At 71.6% G+C, this 16,987-nt stretch carries 13 protein-coding genes; 4 read left to right on the top strand and 9 right to left on the bottom strand.

Going from position 1 to position 16,987, the window contains the following annotated elements:
• The first annotated feature begins 113 nt into the window (after nucleotides 1–113).
• From ACZ7L4_RS00340 to ACZ7L4_RS00330, 3 genes are all read left to right on the top strand, one after another.
• Nucleotides 114–2,111, top strand: coding sequence for a GTP-binding protein (locus ACZ7L4_RS00340; protein ID WP_472098384.1), 1,998 nt, complete (start codon nucleotides 114–116; stop codon nucleotides 2,109–2,111).
• Nucleotides 2,112–2,433: 322 nt separating this feature from the next.
• Entirely contained in the window at nucleotides 2,434–3,711 is a 1,278-nt protein-coding gene (locus ACZ7L4_RS00335) for a hypothetical protein (RefSeq protein WP_472098383.1), read from the top strand.
• Between the two features lie 59 nt (nucleotides 3,712–3,770).
• Complete coding sequence (locus ACZ7L4_RS00330) at nucleotides 3,771–4,496, top strand: dienelactone hydrolase family protein (RefSeq protein WP_472098382.1); 726 nt, start codon at nucleotides 3,771–3,773, stop codon at nucleotides 4,494–4,496.
• Between the two features lie 118 nt (nucleotides 4,497–4,614).
• Here the strand turns inward: ACZ7L4_RS00330 and ACZ7L4_RS00325 are convergent, their stop codons facing one another.
• The 6 genes from ACZ7L4_RS00325 to ACZ7L4_RS00300 form a co-directional block, all read right to left on the bottom strand.
• Complete coding sequence (locus ACZ7L4_RS00325) at nucleotides 4,615–6,576, bottom strand: M13 family metallopeptidase (RefSeq protein WP_472098381.1); 1,962 nt, start codon at nucleotides 6,574–6,576, stop codon at nucleotides 4,615–4,617.
• 122 nt (nucleotides 6,577–6,698) lie between these two features.
• Nucleotides 6,699–8,918: an NADP-dependent isocitrate dehydrogenase gene (locus ACZ7L4_RS00320; protein ID WP_472098380.1), complete on the bottom strand. Its 2,220-nt coding sequence runs from the start codon at nucleotides 8,916–8,918 to the stop codon at nucleotides 6,699–6,701.
• A 134-nt stretch (nucleotides 8,919–9,052) separates the two neighbouring features.
• On the bottom strand, nucleotides 9,053–9,754 hold the full coding sequence (locus tag ACZ7L4_RS00315) for a hypothetical protein (RefSeq protein WP_472098379.1): 702 nt from the start codon (nucleotides 9,752–9,754) through the stop codon (nucleotides 9,053–9,055).
• A 123-nt stretch (nucleotides 9,755–9,877) separates the two neighbouring features.
• Nucleotides 9,878–10,909 (bottom strand): PHP domain-containing protein, encoded by a 1,032-nt coding sequence (locus tag ACZ7L4_RS00310; RefSeq protein ID WP_472098378.1) that lies wholly within the window; start codon nucleotides 10,907–10,909, stop codon nucleotides 9,878–9,880.
• Between the two features lie 97 nt (nucleotides 10,910–11,006).
• Entirely contained in the window at nucleotides 11,007–11,561 is a 555-nt protein-coding gene (locus tag ACZ7L4_RS00305; protein WP_472098377.1) for a DoxX family protein, read from the bottom strand.
• 85 nt (nucleotides 11,562–11,646) lie between these two features.
• The gene (locus ACZ7L4_RS00300; RefSeq protein WP_472098376.1) at nucleotides 11,647–11,919 is read right to left on the bottom strand and encodes a hypothetical protein; all 273 of its coding nucleotides are present in this window, start codon (nucleotides 11,917–11,919) and stop codon (nucleotides 11,647–11,649) included.
• 198 nt (nucleotides 11,920–12,117) lie between these two features.
• Here ACZ7L4_RS00300 and ACZ7L4_RS00295 point away from each other — a divergent pair, with 198 nt between their 5' ends.
• On the top strand, nucleotides 12,118–13,506 hold the full coding sequence (locus ACZ7L4_RS00295) for an MFS transporter (protein ID WP_472098375.1): 1,389 nt from the start codon (nucleotides 12,118–12,120) through the stop codon (nucleotides 13,504–13,506).
• Nucleotides 13,507–13,551: 45 nt separating this feature from the next.
• Here the strand turns inward: ACZ7L4_RS00295 and ACZ7L4_RS00290 are convergent, their stop codons facing one another.
• The 3 genes from ACZ7L4_RS00290 to ACZ7L4_RS00280 form a co-directional block, all read right to left on the bottom strand.
• Nucleotides 13,552–15,483, bottom strand: coding sequence for a helix-turn-helix domain-containing protein (locus tag ACZ7L4_RS00290; RefSeq protein ID WP_472098374.1), 1,932 nt, complete (start codon nucleotides 15,481–15,483; stop codon nucleotides 13,552–13,554).
• A gap of 139 nt (nucleotides 15,484–15,622) precedes the next feature.
• Nucleotides 15,623–16,411 carry a 3-hydroxybutyrate dehydrogenase gene (locus ACZ7L4_RS00285; protein WP_472098373.1) on the bottom strand — a complete coding sequence of 263 codons (789 nt, stop codon included), beginning with the start codon at nucleotides 16,409–16,411 and terminating at the stop codon, nucleotides 15,623–15,625.
• 55 nt (nucleotides 16,412–16,466) lie between these two features.
• On the bottom strand, nucleotides 16,467–16,946 hold the full coding sequence (locus ACZ7L4_RS00280) for an NUDIX hydrolase (protein ID WP_450810402.1): 480 nt from the start codon (nucleotides 16,944–16,946) through the stop codon (nucleotides 16,467–16,469).
• Nucleotides 16,947–16,987 lie beyond the last annotated feature (41 nt).

Raw genomic sequence — 16,987 nt, 5'->3', positions numbered from 1 at the left:
CGCGCATCCCGAGCGTGAGGACCGATCCATGCGCACTGCAGTCCAGCTCCTTCCGAGGGCCACCGCGGATTCCGCCGCCGTGGCATTCCCTTCCCTCAAGGACTCGACTGCCAGTGGCATTGCTGAATCTTGGAATTCTCGCGCACGTCGACGCCGGTAAGACCAGCCTGACCGAGCGGCTCCTGCACACGGCCGGGGTGATCGACGAACTCGGCCGCGTCGACGAAGGGAGCACCCGCACCGACTCCCTCGACCTGGAGCGCCGGCGCGGCATCACCATCAAGTCGGCCGTGGTGTCGTTCCCGGTCGACGGCACGGACATGAACCTCGTGGACACGCCGGGCCACCCCGACTTCATCGCCGAGGTCGAGCGCGTGCTCGGCGTGCTCGACGGGGCGGTGCTCGTCGTCTCGGCCGTGGAGGGCGTACAGGCGCAGACCCGCGTCCTGATGCGCACCCTGCGCCGACTGCGCATCCCCACCGTGGTGTTCGTGAACAAGGTCGACCGCGGCGGCGCCCGCGAGGCCGCGCTCCTCGACGACCTGCGGCACAAGCTCGCGCCCGCGATGATCCCGATGAACACGGTGGCGCACGGCCTCGGCGGCCGGGACGCGCACTGCGTCCCCTACGCCCCCGACGACACGGCCCATCGCGCCCGCCTGGTCGACGTGCTCTCGGCCCGTGACGACGCGCTCCTGGAGGCGTACGTCAAGGACGAGGAGTCGGTCACGTACGGCCGGCTGCGCGACGTGCTCGCCGAACAGACGGCGCGCGCCGAGGCGCATCCGGTGTACTTCGGCTCCGCGATGACGGGCACGGGGATCGACGCGCTCATGGACGGCATCGCACGAATGCTCCCGACGGCCGACGAGCGGCCCCAACTGCCGCTGTCCGCCCGCGTGTTCAAGGTGGATCGTGGCCCGGCCGGCGAGAAGATCGCGTACGCCCGCGTGTTCACGGGGACGCTGCGGGTGCGCGAGCGGCTCGCGCTGCCCGGCGGCGGGGAGGACCGGGTCACGGCGGTGCGCGTCTTCGCGGACGGCGTGGACACACCCCGTACGGAGGCGGGCCCCGGGCAGGTGGCACGCCTGTGGGGACTCGGCGGCGTACGCGTCGGGGACGACCTCGGCGAGCCCCAGGTCCCCGTCAAGGAGCACCACTTCGCGCCGCCGACCCTGGAGACGGTCGTCGACCCCGACCGGCCGGGGCGGCGCGGCGCGCTGCTCGCCGCGCTCACCCAGCTCGCCGAGCAGGACCCGCTGATCGGGCTTCGGCAGGACGACATCCGTCAGGAGATCTTCCTGTCACTCTACGGCGAGGTGCAGAAGGAGGTCGTACAGGCCACGCTCGCCGAGGAGTTCGGGCTCGACGTGACGTTCCGGGAGTCGACGCCGCTGTGCGTCGAGCGGCCGACGGGCTCCGGCGCGGCGGCCGAGGCGATGAAGGACGAGGGCAACCCGTTCCTGGCCACCATCGGCCTGCGGGTCGACCCGGCGCCGGTCGGCTCGGGCGTCGCGTTCCGGCTCGGCATCGAGCTCGGCTCCCTCCCCCTGGCCTTCATCAAGGCCGTCGAGGAGACCGTGCACAGGACGCTGCGCCAGGGACTGCTCGGCTGGCAGGTCACCGACTGCACGGTGACTCTTGCGCGCTCCGGCTACGCCCCGCGGCAGAGCCACGCGCACGCGATCTTCGACAAGTCGATGTCGAGCACCGGGGCGGACTTCCGCGGCCTGACCCCGCTGGTCCTGATGAGCGCCCTCAAGCGCGCGGGCACGGCGGTGTGCGAACCGATGCACCGCTTCCGCCTCGACATCCCGGCCGATCTGTACGGGGCGGTGCTGCCGGTGCTCACCCGGCTGCGGGCGGTGCCGACGGGACAGCACACGGACGGCGGGCCGTGGACCACGGTCGAAGGACTGATCCCCGCCGCCCGGGTGCGCGCCCTGGAGCAGCAACTGCCCTCCCTCACCCGGGGCGAGGGCGTCCTGGAGGCCGCCTTCGACCACTACGCCCCGGTCCACGAGGACGCGCCGCGCCGCTCCCGCACGGACCACGACCCGCTGCACCGCAAGGAGTACCTGCTGCGGGTGGTGCGACGGGCGGGCTGTTGAATCCGGGCCGTTCGGCCCACCACGAGGGCCCCTTGGCCCCGTCCGTCATGGGGCCGCGCACTGAGATGCTGCGGTATCGAGCCTCCCGTGCCCTCGCCCTCCCGCCGCGGCGCACGGTCGAGGCCGAGGCCGGGCCCGCTGTTCGCAGAAGGGGGAGCCGCGAATGGCGGGCCCGGCCATGCCCGGGCCCGTCCGACGGGCCACCCCGACTTCGCACACCTGTCCGGCGCGCCGCTGTGGCAACTCGCGCGCAAAACGGCCCAATCGGAGCGATAAAGTGGCTCGTCAACCCGCACGTGCCAGATCACTCAGGAGTGCCTACGTGTCCGTAGCCATCGACTCGTCCGACGCCGCTGTCCAGTCCGGCGCCGAGGCCACCGCGGAGCCCGTGCCCGCGCCGGCCGTCGCCCCGGACGGCGCCGTCGCCGTGCCCGCGAACGAGGAGACGGCCGAGCCCGGGGACACCGCGAATACGTGGACCCCGCCGACCACCGACGCCGCCTCGGCGGATGCCGACAGCGCGTCCGACAGCTTCTGGACGCCGCCCACAGAGGTCCCCTTCGCGGAGAGCTCCGAGGCCGACGACGACCCCGCCCCCGGCGACGTACCGGAGGCCATCACCCGCGACGCCCACGAGTTCGGCGTCTACGCCCGCACCGGAGGCTGGGCCTTCGCCCTGAAGGTGGCCCGCAGCGTGCGGCCCGGCGGCCAGTCCGCCGGGGAGTCCGCCAAGGTCTCGGCGCGGAAGTTCGCCGAGCTCGCGGGCTGCTCCGCCGACCGCGTCATGCGCTTCTACAAGGCGTGGGACAGCGCGGCGGACGACGGCCTGGTCCCCCAGTTCGAGGCCCTCGCGCCCGGCGCCGACATCGAACTCCCGGACGCCGACGTCTGGCTGTCGTACTACGTGTCCCGCAACAGCGCGACCTCGGTGCGCGGCCAGGCGATCACCGAGGCGGCCGAGGCCGAGGGCATCCGCCCGACGAAGGCCCTGGAGGTCGCCGAGAACCCGACGGCGCTGCGGGCCGCGATCCTCGCCGACCCCGGCACCGCCGAGGCCGCCCGCAAGGCGCTGATGGACCGCCTCGACGAGGACCCGGTGCTGCGCACGGGCATGGCCCGCGACATCGTGCGCACGGACGACCTGAAGAAGGCCGTCGCCGAGGAGACCAAGACCGGCGGCCAGCTCGAATACGTGCGCAGGATCGCGGAAGAGGGCCAGGTCAAGACCCCCGCGGGCCAGAAGATCGAGGCCTCCCCCGCGCTGCGCGAGGAGGCCGAGCGGCACCTGTCCCTCATCGACGAGCTGGACGAGGACGAGGAGGCGGGCGAGTGGGCCCGCGAGGCGTACGACACCGTGCGCACGCTCGTCGCCGAGACCGTCGAGAAGGACCCCGAGCTGCGGGTGCAGGAGCGGCGCGCGAAGTTCTATAGCAGCCTGCAGAAGGCCACGAAGGCCTTCGAGGAGCTGACCTTCGACGACGTCGACGCCGAGGAGATCGACGACATCGTCGAGGACGACATGCTGCAGCGCCTCGAGGAGCTGCAGTCGGCGATCGCGATGTGCATCACGGCGCTGCAGTCGGCCCAGAAGAAGGACTGACCCGGCTCACGGCCGGACCGATGCCACCGCGGGACGTCCCGCGGTGGCATCGTTGCGTCATGTCACAAACCCCCCACACCCCGAAGTCCACCGGCCGCCCGGCCCACCAGAACCTGACGTTCGACAGCCACGGCACCACGGCCCACGGCTACCTGGCGCTGCCGGCCTCGGGGCACGGCCCCGGCGTCCTCGTCATCCAGGAGTGGTGGGGCCTGACCGACCACATCGCCGACATCGCCGACCGCCTCGCCGCCGAGGGCTTCGTGGCGCTCGCCCCCGACCTGTACGGCGGGAACGTTGCGCACGACTCCCAGGAGGCGTTCGCCATGATGCGGGACCTGCCGGTGGAGCGCGGCGTGGAACTCCTGTCCGGCGCGGTCGACTGCCTGCTGGCCCTCCCCCAGGTCACCTCCGACACGGTCGGCGCGGTCGGCTTCTGCATGGGCGGCGGCTTCGTCCTGTACCTGGCCGCGGCGGACCAGCGGGTGAGCGCGGCGGTCCCGTTCTACGGCGTGATCCAGGGCGCGGTCCCGGACTTCTCCCGCCTGAGGGCCCGGATCCTGGGCCACTACGGCGACCGCGACGAGGCGATCCCACCGGCCACGCTCGACGGCCTGCGCACCACGATCAGGTCCCAGTCGGGCATCGCCCCCGACTTCCGCACCTACCCCGCAGACCACGCCTTCTTCAACGACGGCCGCCCGGAGGTCTACGACGAGCAGTCGTCCCGCGAGGCATGGACGTCGACGATCGACTTCCTGAAGTCGTCATTCTCAACGCCCTGAATCCCGCTCAAGTCCCCACAAATCAAGCCCCTGCGGCGATTGAGCAGCGGGGCCCGGGGCAGAGCCCCGAGACGTAGGACCGGACGGCCGCAACCGCCCGGCCCACCCAAGGATCACGTCACCAGATCCGCACCCGCTCCCCCGGCTCCACCCACAACCCGTCCCCGACCACCGTCGAAAACGCCTCATGGAACTCGTCCAGGTTCCGCACAATGTTCGCCCGGAACTCCGGCGGCGAATGCGGGTCGATCGTGAGGTACTGCTGCTCCTGCTCCTTGCGCCGCTTCGTGCGCCAGCAGTACGCCCAGTTCATGAACAGCCGCTGCGTACCCGTGAGTTCGCCCTCGACCGGCACCGGCGCGTCGCCGAGCGCGATCTTGTACGCGGTGTGCCCGATGGTCAGGCCGCCGAGGTCGCCGATGTTCTCGCCGACGGTCAGCGACCCGTTGACGAACTCCCCCGGCAGGTTCCGCGGCGAGAACCCGTCGTACTGCTTGACGAGCGCCTTCGACTTCGCCTCGAAGGCGGCCTTGTCGTCGGCGGTCCACCAGTCGTTGAGGTTCCCCGCGCCGTCGTACTGCGCGCCCTGATCGTCGAAGCCGTGGCCGATCTCGTGGCCGATGACCGCGCCGATGCCGCCGTAGTTCTCCGCGGCGTCGGCGTCCGGCGAGAAGAACGGCTTCTGCAGGATGCCCGCCGGGAAGCAGATCTCGTTCGTGCCCGGGTTGTAGTACGCGTTGACCGTCTGCGGCAGCATGAACCACTCGTCGCGGTCGACCGGCGCGCCGATCTTCGCCATCTGCCGGTCGTGCTCGAAGGCGTCGGCGGCGTACGCGTTGGCGAGCAGGTCGTCGCTGACCACGGTCAGCCCCGAGTAGTCCCGGAACTCGTCCGGGTACCCGATCTTCGGCCGGAACGTGGCGAGCTTCTCGTACGCCCGCTCCTTCGTCTCGTCCGTCATCCAGTCGAGGCGGGAGATGGACTGGCGGTACGCCTCCAGGAGGTTGGCGACCAGCTCGTCCATGAGCGCCTTGGAGCGCGGCGGGAAGTGCCGGGCCACGTACTCCTTGCCGACGGCCTCGCCGATGGCGCCCTCGACGAACGCGACGCCGCGCTTCCAGCGGGCGCGCAGCTCCGGCGTGCCGTTCAGCGTGCGCCCGTAGAACTCGAAGTTGACGCGCACGAACGGCGTCGAGAGGTACGGCGCGGCGGAGCGCAGGACGCGCGCGAGCAGCCAGTCGCGCCACTGCTCGATCGGCACCTCGGTGAGCACCGCGGACAGGTGCGTGAGGTACGAGGGCTGGCGCACGCACGACTCGGCGAGGGTCTCGTCCTTGCCGCCGAGCCCGGTGACGTAGCCCCGCCAGTCGAACGCCGGGGCGAGCGCGGTGAGTTCGTCGAAGGTGGTGAGGTTGTACGTCTTCTGGACGTCGCGCGTCTCGGCGCGCTCCCAGTGGCCCTCGGCGAGGCGGGTCTCAAGCGCGAGGACGGTGCGCGCGGCGGCGGCCGGGTCGGCGTGCTCGCCGAGCGTGAACAGCTCGGTCAGGTACGCCTCGTACTTCTCGCGGATCTCGGCGAACTTCTCTTCGCGGTAGTACGACTCGTCGGGCAGGCCGAGGCCGCCCTGGAGGATGTTGAAGAGGTAGCGGTCGGAGTTCCGGTCGTCGCTGTCGATGTAGGCGCCGAACAGGCCGGAGCCGCCCTTGCGCTCGAAGCGGCCGAGGAAGCCCGCCAGCTGCCGTACGTCGCCGAGCCCCGCCACCTCCTCGATCAGCGGGCGGACCGGGTCGAGCCCGCGGGCCTCGGCGGCCTCCTCGTCCATGAACGACGCGTACAGGTCGGCGATCTTGCGCGCCTCGTCCGCGTCCAGGCTCGTGGGGCCGCCGGCCGCGATCTCCTGAATGATCTCCTTGACCCGCTGCTCGGCCACGTCCACGAGCTCCACGAAGGGGCCCCAGCTGGAGCGGTCGTCGGGGATGGGCTCGGTCGCCAGCCACTGGCCGTTGACATGCCCGAAGAGGTCGTCCTGCGGTCGGATCGCCGGGTCCATGCCCGGGCGTGCGTCATCCAGAGTGCTCATCGAAGCACCCTACCCAGGTCAGGGCGTAGGAAGAGCGTCAAATACGGCGCCTTCCGCGCAGCGTGAACAACACCGCCCCGGCCGGCACGGGGCCGACCGGGGCGGTGTGTGTGCCGCGAGGATCAGGCGAGCGAGGCCAGCGCCTCGTTCAGCGTCTGCGACGGGCGCATGACCTTGTCGGCCTTGGCCGAGTCGGGCTGGAAGTAGCCGCCGATGTCGGCCGGGGAGCCCTGGACGGCGATCAGCTCGTCGACGATCTTCTGCTCGTTCGTGGCGAGCTTCTCGGCGAGCGGAGCGAAGGCCTTGGCCAGCTCGGCGTCCTCGGTCTGCTTGGCCAGCTCCTGGGCCCAGTACAGGGCGACGTAGAAGTGGCTGCCGCGGTTGTCGATGCCGCCGAGGCGACGGGTCGGCGACTTGTCCTCGTTGAGGAAGGTGCCGGTGGCGCGGTCCAGCGTCTCGCCGAGGACCTTCGCACGGGCGTTGTCCGTGGTGGTCGCGAGGTGCTCGAAGGAGACGGCCAGGGCGAGGAACTCACCGAGGGAGTCCCAGCGCAGGTAGTTCTCCTTGACGAGCTGCTGGACGTGCTTCGGGGCGGAGCCGCCGGCACCCGTCTCGAAGAGGCCGCCGCCGTTCATCAGCGGGACGACCGACAGCATCTTGGCGCTGGTGCCCAGCTCCAGGATCGGGAAGAGGTCGGTCAGGTAGTCGCGCAGCACGTTGCCGGTGACCGAGATGGTGTTCAGGCCCTGGCGGATGCGCTCGACGGAGAGCTTGGTGGCGTCCTCCGGGGAGAGGATCCGGATGTCCAGGCCCTCGGTGTCGAACTCCGGCAGGTACTGCTCGACCTTCTTGATCAGCTGGGCGTCGTGGGCGCGGCCCTCGTCCAGCCAGAACACGGCCGGGTCGCCGGTGGCGCGGGCGCGCGTGACGGCGAGCTTGACCCAGTCCTTGATCGGGGCGTCCTTGGTCTGGCAGGCGCGGAAGATGTCGCCCTCGGAGACCTGCTGCTCCAGGACGACGTCGCCGGCCTGGTTGACGACGCGGACGGTGCCACTGGCCTTGATCTCGAAGGTCTTGTCGTGGGAGCCGTACTCCTCGGCCTTCTGCGCCATGAGGCCGACGTTCGGGACGGTGCCCATGGTCGACGGGTCGAAGGCGCCGTTGGCGCGGCAGTCGTCGATGACGGCCTGGTACACGCCGGCGTACGAGGAGTCGGGGATCACCGCGAGGGTGTCCTGCTCCTGGTCGTCCTTGTTCCACATGTGGCCGGACGTGCGGATCATCGCCGGCATGGAGGCGTCGATGATGACGTCGGACGGCACGTGCAGGTTCGTGATGCCGCGGTGCGAGTCGACCATGGCCAGGTCGGGACCTGCGGCCAGCTCGGCGTCGAAGGAGGCCTTGATCTCGGCGCCGTTCGCGAGCGTCTCGAGGCCCTTGTAGATGCCGCCGAGGCCGTCGTTCGGGGTGAGGCCCGCGGCGGCCAGGTCGGCGCCGAAGCGGGCGAAGGTCTCCGGGAAGAAGGCGCGCACGACGTGACCGAAGATGATCGGGTCGGAGACCTTCATCATGGTGGCCTTGAGGTGCGCGGAGAAGAGGACGCCCTCTTCCTTCGCGCGGGCGATCTGCGCGGTGAGGAACTCGCGCAGCGGCGCGACGTGCAGCACGGAGGCGTCGACGACCTCGCCGGCGAGGACCGGTACGGACTCGCGCAGCACGGTGGTGGTGCCGTTGTCGGCGACGAGCTCGATCTTCAGCTTGTCGTCGGCCGGGATGACGGTGGACTTCTCGGTGGAGCGGAAGTCGTTCTCACCCATGGTCGCGACATTGGTCTTGGACTCGGGGGTCCACTTGCCCATGCGGTGCGGGTGGGCCTTGGCGTAGTTCTTCACCGAGGCGGGGGCGCGGCGGTCGGAGTTGCCCTCGCGCAGGACCGGGTTGACGGCGGAGCCCTTGACCTTGTCGTAGCGGGCGCCGATCTCGCGCTCCTCGTCGGTCTTCGGCTCGTCCGGGTAGTCCGGCAGCGCGTAGCCGTGCTCGCGCAGCTCGGCGACGGCGGCCTTGAGCTGCGAGACCGAGGCCGAGATGTTCGGCAGCTTGATGATGTTGGCCTGCGGCGTCTTGGCCAGCTCGCCGAGCTCGGCGAGGGCGTCCGGGACGCGCTGCTCCTCGGTCAGGTACTCCGGGAACTGGGCGAGGATGCGCCCGGCCAGGGAGATGTCACGGGTCTCGACGCCGACACCGGCGGTGGACGCGTAGGCCTCGATGACCGGCAGGAAGGAGTACGTCGCGAGGGCCGGGGCCTCGTCTGTGTGCGTGTAAATGATGGTCGAGTCAGTCACCGGGTGCTCCGCTTCCACGTCTTCCACGTCATCTGAAGTCTTGTATCGGATTGCTCGACATCAAGATATCTCCTCCTCGGCCAGGATTCGAAAGGGGTCTGCCCGCCAAGATCGCGGGTGGCGTGGCCGGTGGCTCACCCCGGGACGCAGACGGTGAGCCACTCCGCGTCGCGGGGGCGGTAGCCGTGGCGCTCCCGCAGGCCCGTCACGATCGCCGGTACGTGTCCGGCTCCGTAGACGACGGCGACCCGCAGTGGTTCGGTGCGGTGTGCGGCGTGGATCTCGCCGAGCGCGTCGAGCAGCCGCCGGTCGCGGCGGTCCGTCATGGCGTGCGCCACCGGATCGTCGGCCAGCAGTTCGGCCCGCAGGGTCGTCGGCAGATCGTCGACCGCCAGGTCCTCGTCGAGGAAGGCGCGCGGCCCGCGCAGCGCGAAGATCAGCCCCATCACGGGGGCCGCGACCAGCATCAGCAGGTAGGTCGACCGCGGCAGGGTCTTCAGGTCCGCGACCGCCTCCGCCGCGCTGACGTCCGGGTGGACGACCGGGACGCCGGCGGGCAGCAGCAGGTCGTCGCTCTGTTCCCGCAGCCCGTTGCGGCTCCTGCGCGGGGCGAAGCGGTAGGCGAGCGTGAGGGCGCTCGCCGCGGCCGATCTGCCGCGGATGCCCTCCATGACGACGAGGTCGCACTTCCGCAGCCGGAGCCTGACCTGGGCGTAGAAGGTCGGCGACGCGATGTGCAGCATGGGGAAGAGCACGAACTCCAGCGGTGTGCCGTTGCTCCGCATGGTGATCACGGCGGACCGCACGGCGTATCCCGTGACCTCGATGATCTGCATGGTGTACCCCAGTGGGTACACGCGGTCGACCGATCGCCCGGTTCCGCCATTCAAGCCCCTGCGGCGATTGAGCAGTGGGGTCCGGGGCAGAGCCCCGATCTTTCACGCCGGTGCGGCGCATACTTACGCGGGACTCGATCGACCCCCGGCCCACCCGAGCAACTCCTCCGCCGACCACGTGGTCACAACCCGCTCCGCAGGAACCCCACACTCTTCGGCCCGGGCGCACCCGAACAACTGCCAGTCGAGCTGCCCGGGAGCGTGCGCGTCGGTGTCGACGGCGAAGAGCGTGCCGGCCGCCACCGCCTTGCGCAGCAGCCGCCGGGGCGGATCGAGCCGCTCTGGCCGACTGTTGATCTCCACGGCGGTGCCCGCCTCCGCACACGCCGCGAACACCTCGTCCGCGTCGAACTGCGACTCCGGCCGCCCCCTGCCGGTGACCAGGCGGCCCGTGCAGTGGCCCAGGATGTCGGCGTGCGGATTGCCGACGGCGGCCACCAGGCGGCGGGTCATCGCGGCGGCGTCCATCCGCAGCTTGGAGTGGACCGAGACCACGACCACGTCCAGGCGCTCCAGCAGCTCGGGCTCCTGGTCGAGCGAACCGTCGTCGAGGATGTCGCACTCGATCCCGGTCAGCAGCCGGAACGGCGCCCAGCCCGCGTTCAGCTCCGCCACCACGTCCAACTGCTCGCGCAGCCGCTCCGGCGAAAGCCCGCGGGCCACCGTCAGGCGCGGCGAGTGGTCGGTGAGCACCGCCCACTCGTGCCCGATGTCCCGGGCGGCGCGGCCCATCTCCTCGATCGGGCTGCCGCCGTCCGACCAGTCGGAGTGCAGATGGCAGTCGCCCCGCAGCAGGGAACGCAGCTCCACGCCCGCGTCCCCCTCCAGCGGCACCGTGCGGGCCAGCTCCTCCTCCAGGTGCGTGAGGTAGTCGGGAACCTGCCCGGCCGCCGCCTCCCGGATCACGGCGGCGGTCTTCGGGCCGATGCCCTTGAGCGACTCCAGCGAACCGACCTCGACACGCCGCGCGACCTCGGCATCGCCCAGCTCGGCGACGACACCGGCGGCCGTGCGGAACGCCCGCACCCGGTAGGTGGGCGCGCCGTCCCGCTCCAGCAGGAACGCGATCCGCTCCAGCGCCCGCACGGGCTCCATCGCCACCTCCGGCCACGCATGTACGCGTACGTCTCCAGCGTGCCGTACGACCTGCCGGCCGGCATCCGTGCACGTCCCGCAGGAGGCGGCCCGAACCTCAGAGGCGCTTGTCGATGGCCTGCTGGGCCTGCGCGGGCAGCGCGCGCGCCTGGTCGGCGGCACCGCGCACGCGCTTGGTCGCCCCACGGGTCGCCCCGCGGGTCGCGCCACGGACGGTGCCGACGGCGCCGCGAGCCCGGTAGGCGGTCGACGGCTTGCCGTGGGTGTCGGCCGCCGTGATGAGCAGGCCGCCCATCAGGGACAGGTTCTTCAGGAACTGGGTGCGCTGCTGGGCGCGTTGTTCGGGATCCTCCTCCTTCCACCAGGCGTGACCGGCCAGTGTCGTCGGCACGAGCGTCCCCGCGAGCGCCAGCGCGGCAAGCCGCGGGACCACCCCGGCGGCGAGCAGCAGCCCGGCCCCGATGTGCACGGCTCCGTTGATCCGTACCAGTTGCTCGGGGTTCTCCGGCAGCCGTGGCACGCGGGAGGCCACGGGAACGGCCACCGGTTCCGCGGCGGGCGCCACGCGCTCAGGGGCACGGACGGTGGACAGTCCCCCGGCCACGAACGCGGAGGCGAGCATCGGACGTGCGCATTTCCTCAGTACAGCCATACCTCGCCGCGTTCCCCGAGTCCGCGCACTCAGTCAGGGACCGCGGAGATGCGCCGCACGCCGCGTCCGACGGGCCGTCCGCTGCCTACGGACGCCGTCCCGCGCGGCGGCCGGCGGCGTACGAAGCGGCGCCGACGGCTGTGACCCCGGCGCCGACACCCATGGCCAGCACCTTCCGGTGCGCCAGGGCGGTCCACGCCGTGCGGGCGGCGCTGGTGACCTGCCCGGTCGCCTGCTGCGCGGCCGAGGCAACCTCACCGGCCTTGGCCTCGGTCTTCTTGGCGGCGTCGCTCACGGGAGCGGTCGTCCGCTTCATGGTCTCGTTCCGCTGATCCATTCCCTTGTTCGGTTCACTCATGGAGTCCCGGTTAGCCACTGACGGTCATCGCAAACCCGAGCCGCTCCCCCAACTCGTCGTTGTCGGGCCGGACTTCCGTGTCGGACGGCCACAGTCGGCCCCGAAAGTATGGTGTCCCACCACATGTGCCGCTGACCTGCGTGTTCCTACCTTGTGCCAGCAGATACACGTCCCCACCAACGCCTGGAAGTGGTGCACATGGCCTCCGCAGCAACCGCTCCGCCAACGCCCGGAAACCTCAAGCGCATTGTCGCGGCGAGTCTCATCGGCACCACGATCGAGTGGTACGACTTCTTCCTCTACGGCAGCGCCGCGGCGCTGGTCTTCAACCAGCTCTTCTTCCCCGACTCCGACCCCCTGGTCGGCACCCTCCTCTCCTTCCTCACGTACGCCGTCGGCTTCGCCGCCCGCCCGCTGGGCGCGCTCGTCTTCGGGCACTACGGCGACCGACTCGGCCGCAAGAAGCTCCTGGTGGTGAGCCTCCTCATGATGGGCGGCGCCACCTTCGCCATCGGCCTGCTCCCGACCCACGCGACGGTCGGCACCGCCGCCCCCGTCCTGCTCACCGTGCTCCGCCTCGTCCAGGGCTTCGCCCTCGGCGGCGAGTGGGGCGGTGCGGTGCTCCTCGTGTCCGAGCACGGAGACGCCCGGCGCCGCGGCTTCTGGGCGTCCTGGCCGCAGACGGGCGCGCCCGCGGGACAGCTCCTGGCGACCGGCGTGCTCTCGGCCCTGACCGCCCTGATCTCGGACTCCGCGTTCACCGACTGGGGCTGGCGGATCCCGTTCCTCCTCTCGGGCGTGCTCGTCGTCGTGGGTCTGTGGATACGTCTGTCCGTCGATGAGTCCCCCGTCTTCAAGGAGGCGTTGGCCCGCGCCGAGGCCCGCAAGGCGGCGGCCGCCGACACCGTGGAGAAGATGCCGCTGGTCGCGGTCCTGCGACACCACTGGCGCGATGTCCTGGTCGCCATCGGCGCCCGCATGGCCGAGAACATCAGCTACTACGTCATCACCGCCTTCATCCTCGTGTACGCCACCACGTCGGCCGGCGTCTCGAAGCAGACCGCGCTGAACGCCGTGCTCATCGCGTCCGCCGTGCACTTCGCCGTGATCCCCGCCTGGGGCGCCCTCTCCGACCGGGTCGGCCGCAGGCCCGTGTATCTGCTGGGCGCGGCGGGCGTCGGCCTGTGGATGTTCCCGTTCTTCTCCCTCATCGACTCCGCGAGCTTCGGTGGCCTGCTCCTCGCCGTGACCGTCGGCCTGGTCCTGCACGGCGCCATGTACGCCCCGCAGGCCGCGTTCTTCTCCGAGATGTTCGCGACGCGGATGCGCTACTCCGGGGCGTCCATCGGCGCGCAGTTCGCCTCGGTGGCGGCGGGCGCGCCCGCACCGCTCATCGCGACGGCGCTGCTGTCCGAGTACGACTCCTCGACGCCGATCTCCCTGTACGTCATCGCGGCCGCGCTGCTCACCCTGATCGCCGTGGGCGTGGCGAAGGAGACCCGGCACCGCGACCTGGCGGACATCGAGCCCGAGGCCACGTCCGGCGTCACGGACAGCGACCGGCCTGCCAAGGTCCACCGCGTCTGACCGGGGTTTCGGCCCGCCTGACCCCGTCCGCCCCCGCGGACGGGGTCAGGCTATGTCCGGGGCCGCCAACCGGTGCAGCCGCAGCGCCAGTTGGATCTCCAGTGCGCGCTCCGGCGCCTGCCAGTCCTCGCCGAGGAGCCGGCCCACCCGCTCCAGACGCTGCGCGACCGTGTTCACGTGCACATGCAGCGCGTCCTTCGTACGGGCCGGGCTCATGCCGGACGCGAAGTAGGCGTCAAGGGTTCGCACCAGGTCGGTGCCCCTGCGCTCGTCGTAGGTGACGACCTCGCCGATCGTGCGGGTGACGAAGCCCCCGACGTCCCGGCTGTCGGCGAGCAGCAGCCCGAGGAAGCCGAAGTCCTCGGCCGCGGCTCCCTGGCCGGACCTGCCGAGCAGCCGCAGCGCGTCGAGGCAGCGCCGCGCCTCCACGTACGCGGCGGCCGCTCCCTCGGTCCGCCCCGCCAAGTCGGCGACGGGGGCCGACGCGCCCACGGTGACACTCTCGTGGATCGCCTCGGCGAGCCGGCCCGCGACATGGGATGCCAACCGCGACGCGTCCGTGGTGTGCGCCGGGAGCAGCAGGACGGTGCCGCCGTCCCGCGCGGCGGCGAGGCCGTGTCGGGTCGCCGCGAGGTGGTTGGCCGCGGACCACAGGCGGCGGCGCGCGGCCGCCTCCTGCTCGGCGTCACCGGTGCTCTCCAGGCGGGCGGCGAGCACCACATGGGTCGCGTCGAGGTCGGCGTGCAGCCGCTCCGCTCTCTCGCGCAGCAGCCGGGGGTCGCGGTCCCGCCCGTCGAGCAGGTCGTCAAGGAGCTCGCCGCGCACCCGCTGTTCGGCCTCGGCAGCGGAGCGCCGGGCGAGCAGCAGCAGCGAGGTGACCATGGCGGCGCGCTCCAAGGTGCGCTGGTCGACCGGGTCGAGACCGGGGTGGCCGCGCAGCACCAGGGCGCCGAGCAGCTCGCCGCCGGCGGCGACGGCCGCGACCCAGTCGTCCCGGTGCCGCACCGCGTGCCCGTCGGCGCGGGAGGCTTCGAGGGCGCGGGCGGGCGCCGCCTCCGCGTCGGTGAACTCCACGGTGCCGTCGAGGACTTGGGAAACCGCCGCCGCCACGTCGTGCACCCCGCCGCCGCGCAGCACCAGCTCGGCGAGCCGGTCGTGCACGTCGGACGCGCGCTCGATGACGCCGCTGCGGTCGCGGATGATCTCGTTGGCGCGCTCCAGCTCGTTCAGCGCCTGCCGGGTCTCGGTGAGCAGGTTCGCGGTGTCGATGGCCGCCGCGGCGAGCGCCGCGAAGGAGCCGAGGAGCGCGATCTCCTCGCGCTCGAAGACCCGCGCGCGCCGGTCGGAGGCGAACAGCACCCCGATCACCTGTGCCCCCAGCATGAGCGGCACCCCGAGGATGGCGACGAGCCCCTCGTCCCCGACGCCCGCGTCGATGCTGCGGGTGTGCTGGAAGCGCACGTCGTGCCCGTAGTCGTCCGTGACGTACGGCCGCGCGGTCTGCGCGACGAGGCCGCCGAGGCCCTCCCCCATACCGAGGCGCAGCTGCTGGAAGCGTGCCGCGACCGAGCCCTCGGTGACCCGCATGTAGGTGTCGCCCCTGGCCGGGTCGTTCAGCGTCAGATAGGCGACGTCAGTGCCCAGCAGCGAGCGGGCCCGCTGGACGATGGCCTGCAGCACCGCGTCCAGATCGCGCAGGCCCGCGAGGTCGTGCGCGGTCTCGAACAGCGCGGACAGCTCCGCCTCGCGGCGCCGCCTGCCCTCCATCTCCGCGCGTACGCGCAACGCGAGCGCCTTTGCCGCCTCGAGTGCCGCTATCCGCTCGGGCGCCGCGCCCTCCGCCCGGGCAAGCAGCACGGGCTGTTCGTAGGCATCGGCGGAGGCGCCCCTGGCGAGCAGCTCCAGGAACGGGGCCTGCGGGTCCTCGGTGGTCACCGGGCCGGAGGCGCTGGCTGAGTGCGGTTGGTGGCGCGACATGCGGACAAGGATTACCCGTCGAGCGGTCGGGCCTGCTAGCCCTGTGGACAACTCGGGTCGTCGCGGAATCGCGGTCACCCGGTCGAGGGACCGCGTTCCGTGCGAAACCACCTGGAACCCGACGAATGGCGGGGCCGGATCAGTGGGCGGACCAGCCGCCGTCGAGCACGAGGGACGTGCCGGTCATGAACGAGGCCTGCGGCGCGCACAGGTACGCGACGGCCTCGGCGACCTCGGACGGTTCGATGAGCCGCTTGATCGCGCTGTCCTGCAGCATCACCTCGCTGAGCACCCGCTCCTCGGGGATGCCGTGCGCGGCGGCCTGGTCGGCGACCTGCTGTTCGACGAGCGGCGTGCGCACATACCCGGGGTTCACGCAGTTCGAGGTGACGCCGTGCGCCGCCCCTTCCAGCGCGGCCGTCTTCGACAGCCCCTCGAGCCCGTGCTTCGCGGCCACGTACGCGGACTTGTACGCGGAGGCCCGCAGCCCGTGCACCGATGACACGTTCACGATGCGGCCCCAGCCCTGCCCGTACATGTGCGGCAGCGCGCCGCGCAGCAGCCTGAACGGGGCTTCCAGCATCACGGTGAGCACGGTGTGGAAGACCTCGGGCGGGAACTCCTCGATGGGCCGGACCAGTTGGATCCCGGCGTTGTTCACGAGGACGTCGGTACCGGCCGCCGCTTCCTCCGCGGCGTCGAGGTCGGTGAGGTCCAGGACGTACGGCTCGACGCCGTCGGCCTCGTCGGCCAGGGCCGCGAGCCCCGCCGCGTCCCGGTCCACCGCTCTCACCTTGGCGCCCGCCGCGGCGAGGCGCAGGGCGCAGGCCCGGCCGATGCCACTGGCGGCGCCGGTGACGAGTGCGGTGCGGCCGCCGAGATCGAGCTCGGGGGCGGCGGGTGCGGTCAGCGGGGTGCGCGGCGTCATGACTCGCACCCTAGGCAGCTGATCGGCGCCGCCCGATGTGGGCAGCACCCATACTTCAGCGCTCGGCCATGGTCTCGAACCATGTGGGTCCTTCCGACTGGGCCTGCTTGATCCGGAACAGTGAGAACTCCTCGAGCGGCGGCAGCGCGTCCAGGGCGAACCAGGCGACCTCGAGCGACTCGTCGTCGTTGACGCGCGCCTCGCCGCCGGTGGCCCGGCAGCGGAAGGACGTGTCCATGAACTGGCACTGGTCGCCGTTGGGATACGTGATCGGCTGCAGGGCCTGCACCAGCACGACCCGCTCGACGACGCACTCGATGCCGGTCTCCTCGAACACCTCGCGCGCGGCGACGTCCGCGGGCTGCTCCCCCGGCTCGGGGATCCCGCCGATGATCGACCACGCCCCGGTGTCCGCGCGCCGCCCGAGCAGCACCCGGCCGTCGTCGTCGAAGACGACGGCACTGACCCCCGGCAGAAGCAGCAGCTGGTGGCCTGCGGTGGCCCGGATCGTACGGATGAATTCAGGAGTCGCCATGCCGGCGAGCCTACCTGTACGGCCCAACGAACCGGCAGGCC

The sequence above is a fragment of the Streptomyces sp. NPDC107575 genome (genome assembly GCF_055657265.1).
Note: the sequence above shows the minus strand (reverse complement) of the source record. Positions and strands in the feature narration are given on the sequence as shown.

Bases quoted from the DNA above. Each gene is read 5' to 3' on its own strand.
- ACZ7L4_RS00330 (WP_472098382.1), top strand. From the start codon at position 3,771: ATGTCACAAACCCCCCACACCCCGAAGTCCACCGGCCGCCCGGCCCAC.
- ACZ7L4_RS00325 (WP_472098381.1), bottom strand. From the start codon at position 6,576: ATGAGCACTCTGGATGACGCACGCCCGGGCATGGACCCGGCGATCCGA.
- ACZ7L4_RS00315 (WP_472098379.1), bottom strand. From the start codon at position 9,754: ATGCAGATCATCGAGGTCACGGGATACGCCGTGCGGTCCGCCGTGATC.
- ACZ7L4_RS00310 (WP_472098378.1), bottom strand. From the start codon at position 10,909: ATGGAGCCCGTGCGGGCGCTGGAGCGGATCGCGTTCCTGCTGGAGCGG.
- ACZ7L4_RS00305 (WP_472098377.1), bottom strand. From the start codon at position 11,561: ATGGCTGTACTGAGGAAATGCGCACGTCCGATGCTCGCCTCCGCGTTC.
- ACZ7L4_RS00300 (WP_472098376.1), bottom strand. From the start codon at position 11,919: ATGAGTGAACCGAACAAGGGAATGGATCAGCGGAACGAGACCATGAAG.
- ACZ7L4_RS00295 (WP_472098375.1), top strand. From the start codon at position 12,118: ATGGCCTCCGCAGCAACCGCTCCGCCAACGCCCGGAAACCTCAAGCGC.
- ACZ7L4_RS00290 (WP_472098374.1), bottom strand. From the start codon at position 15,483: ATGTCGCGCCACCAACCGCACTCAGCCAGCGCCTCCGGCCCGGTGACC.
- ACZ7L4_RS00285 (WP_472098373.1), bottom strand. From the start codon at position 16,411: ATGACGCCGCGCACCCCGCTGACCGCACCCGCCGCCCCCGAGCTCGAT.
- ACZ7L4_RS00280 (WP_450810402.1), bottom strand. From the start codon at position 16,946: ATGGCGACTCCTGAATTCATCCGTACGATCCGGGCCACCGCAGGCCAC.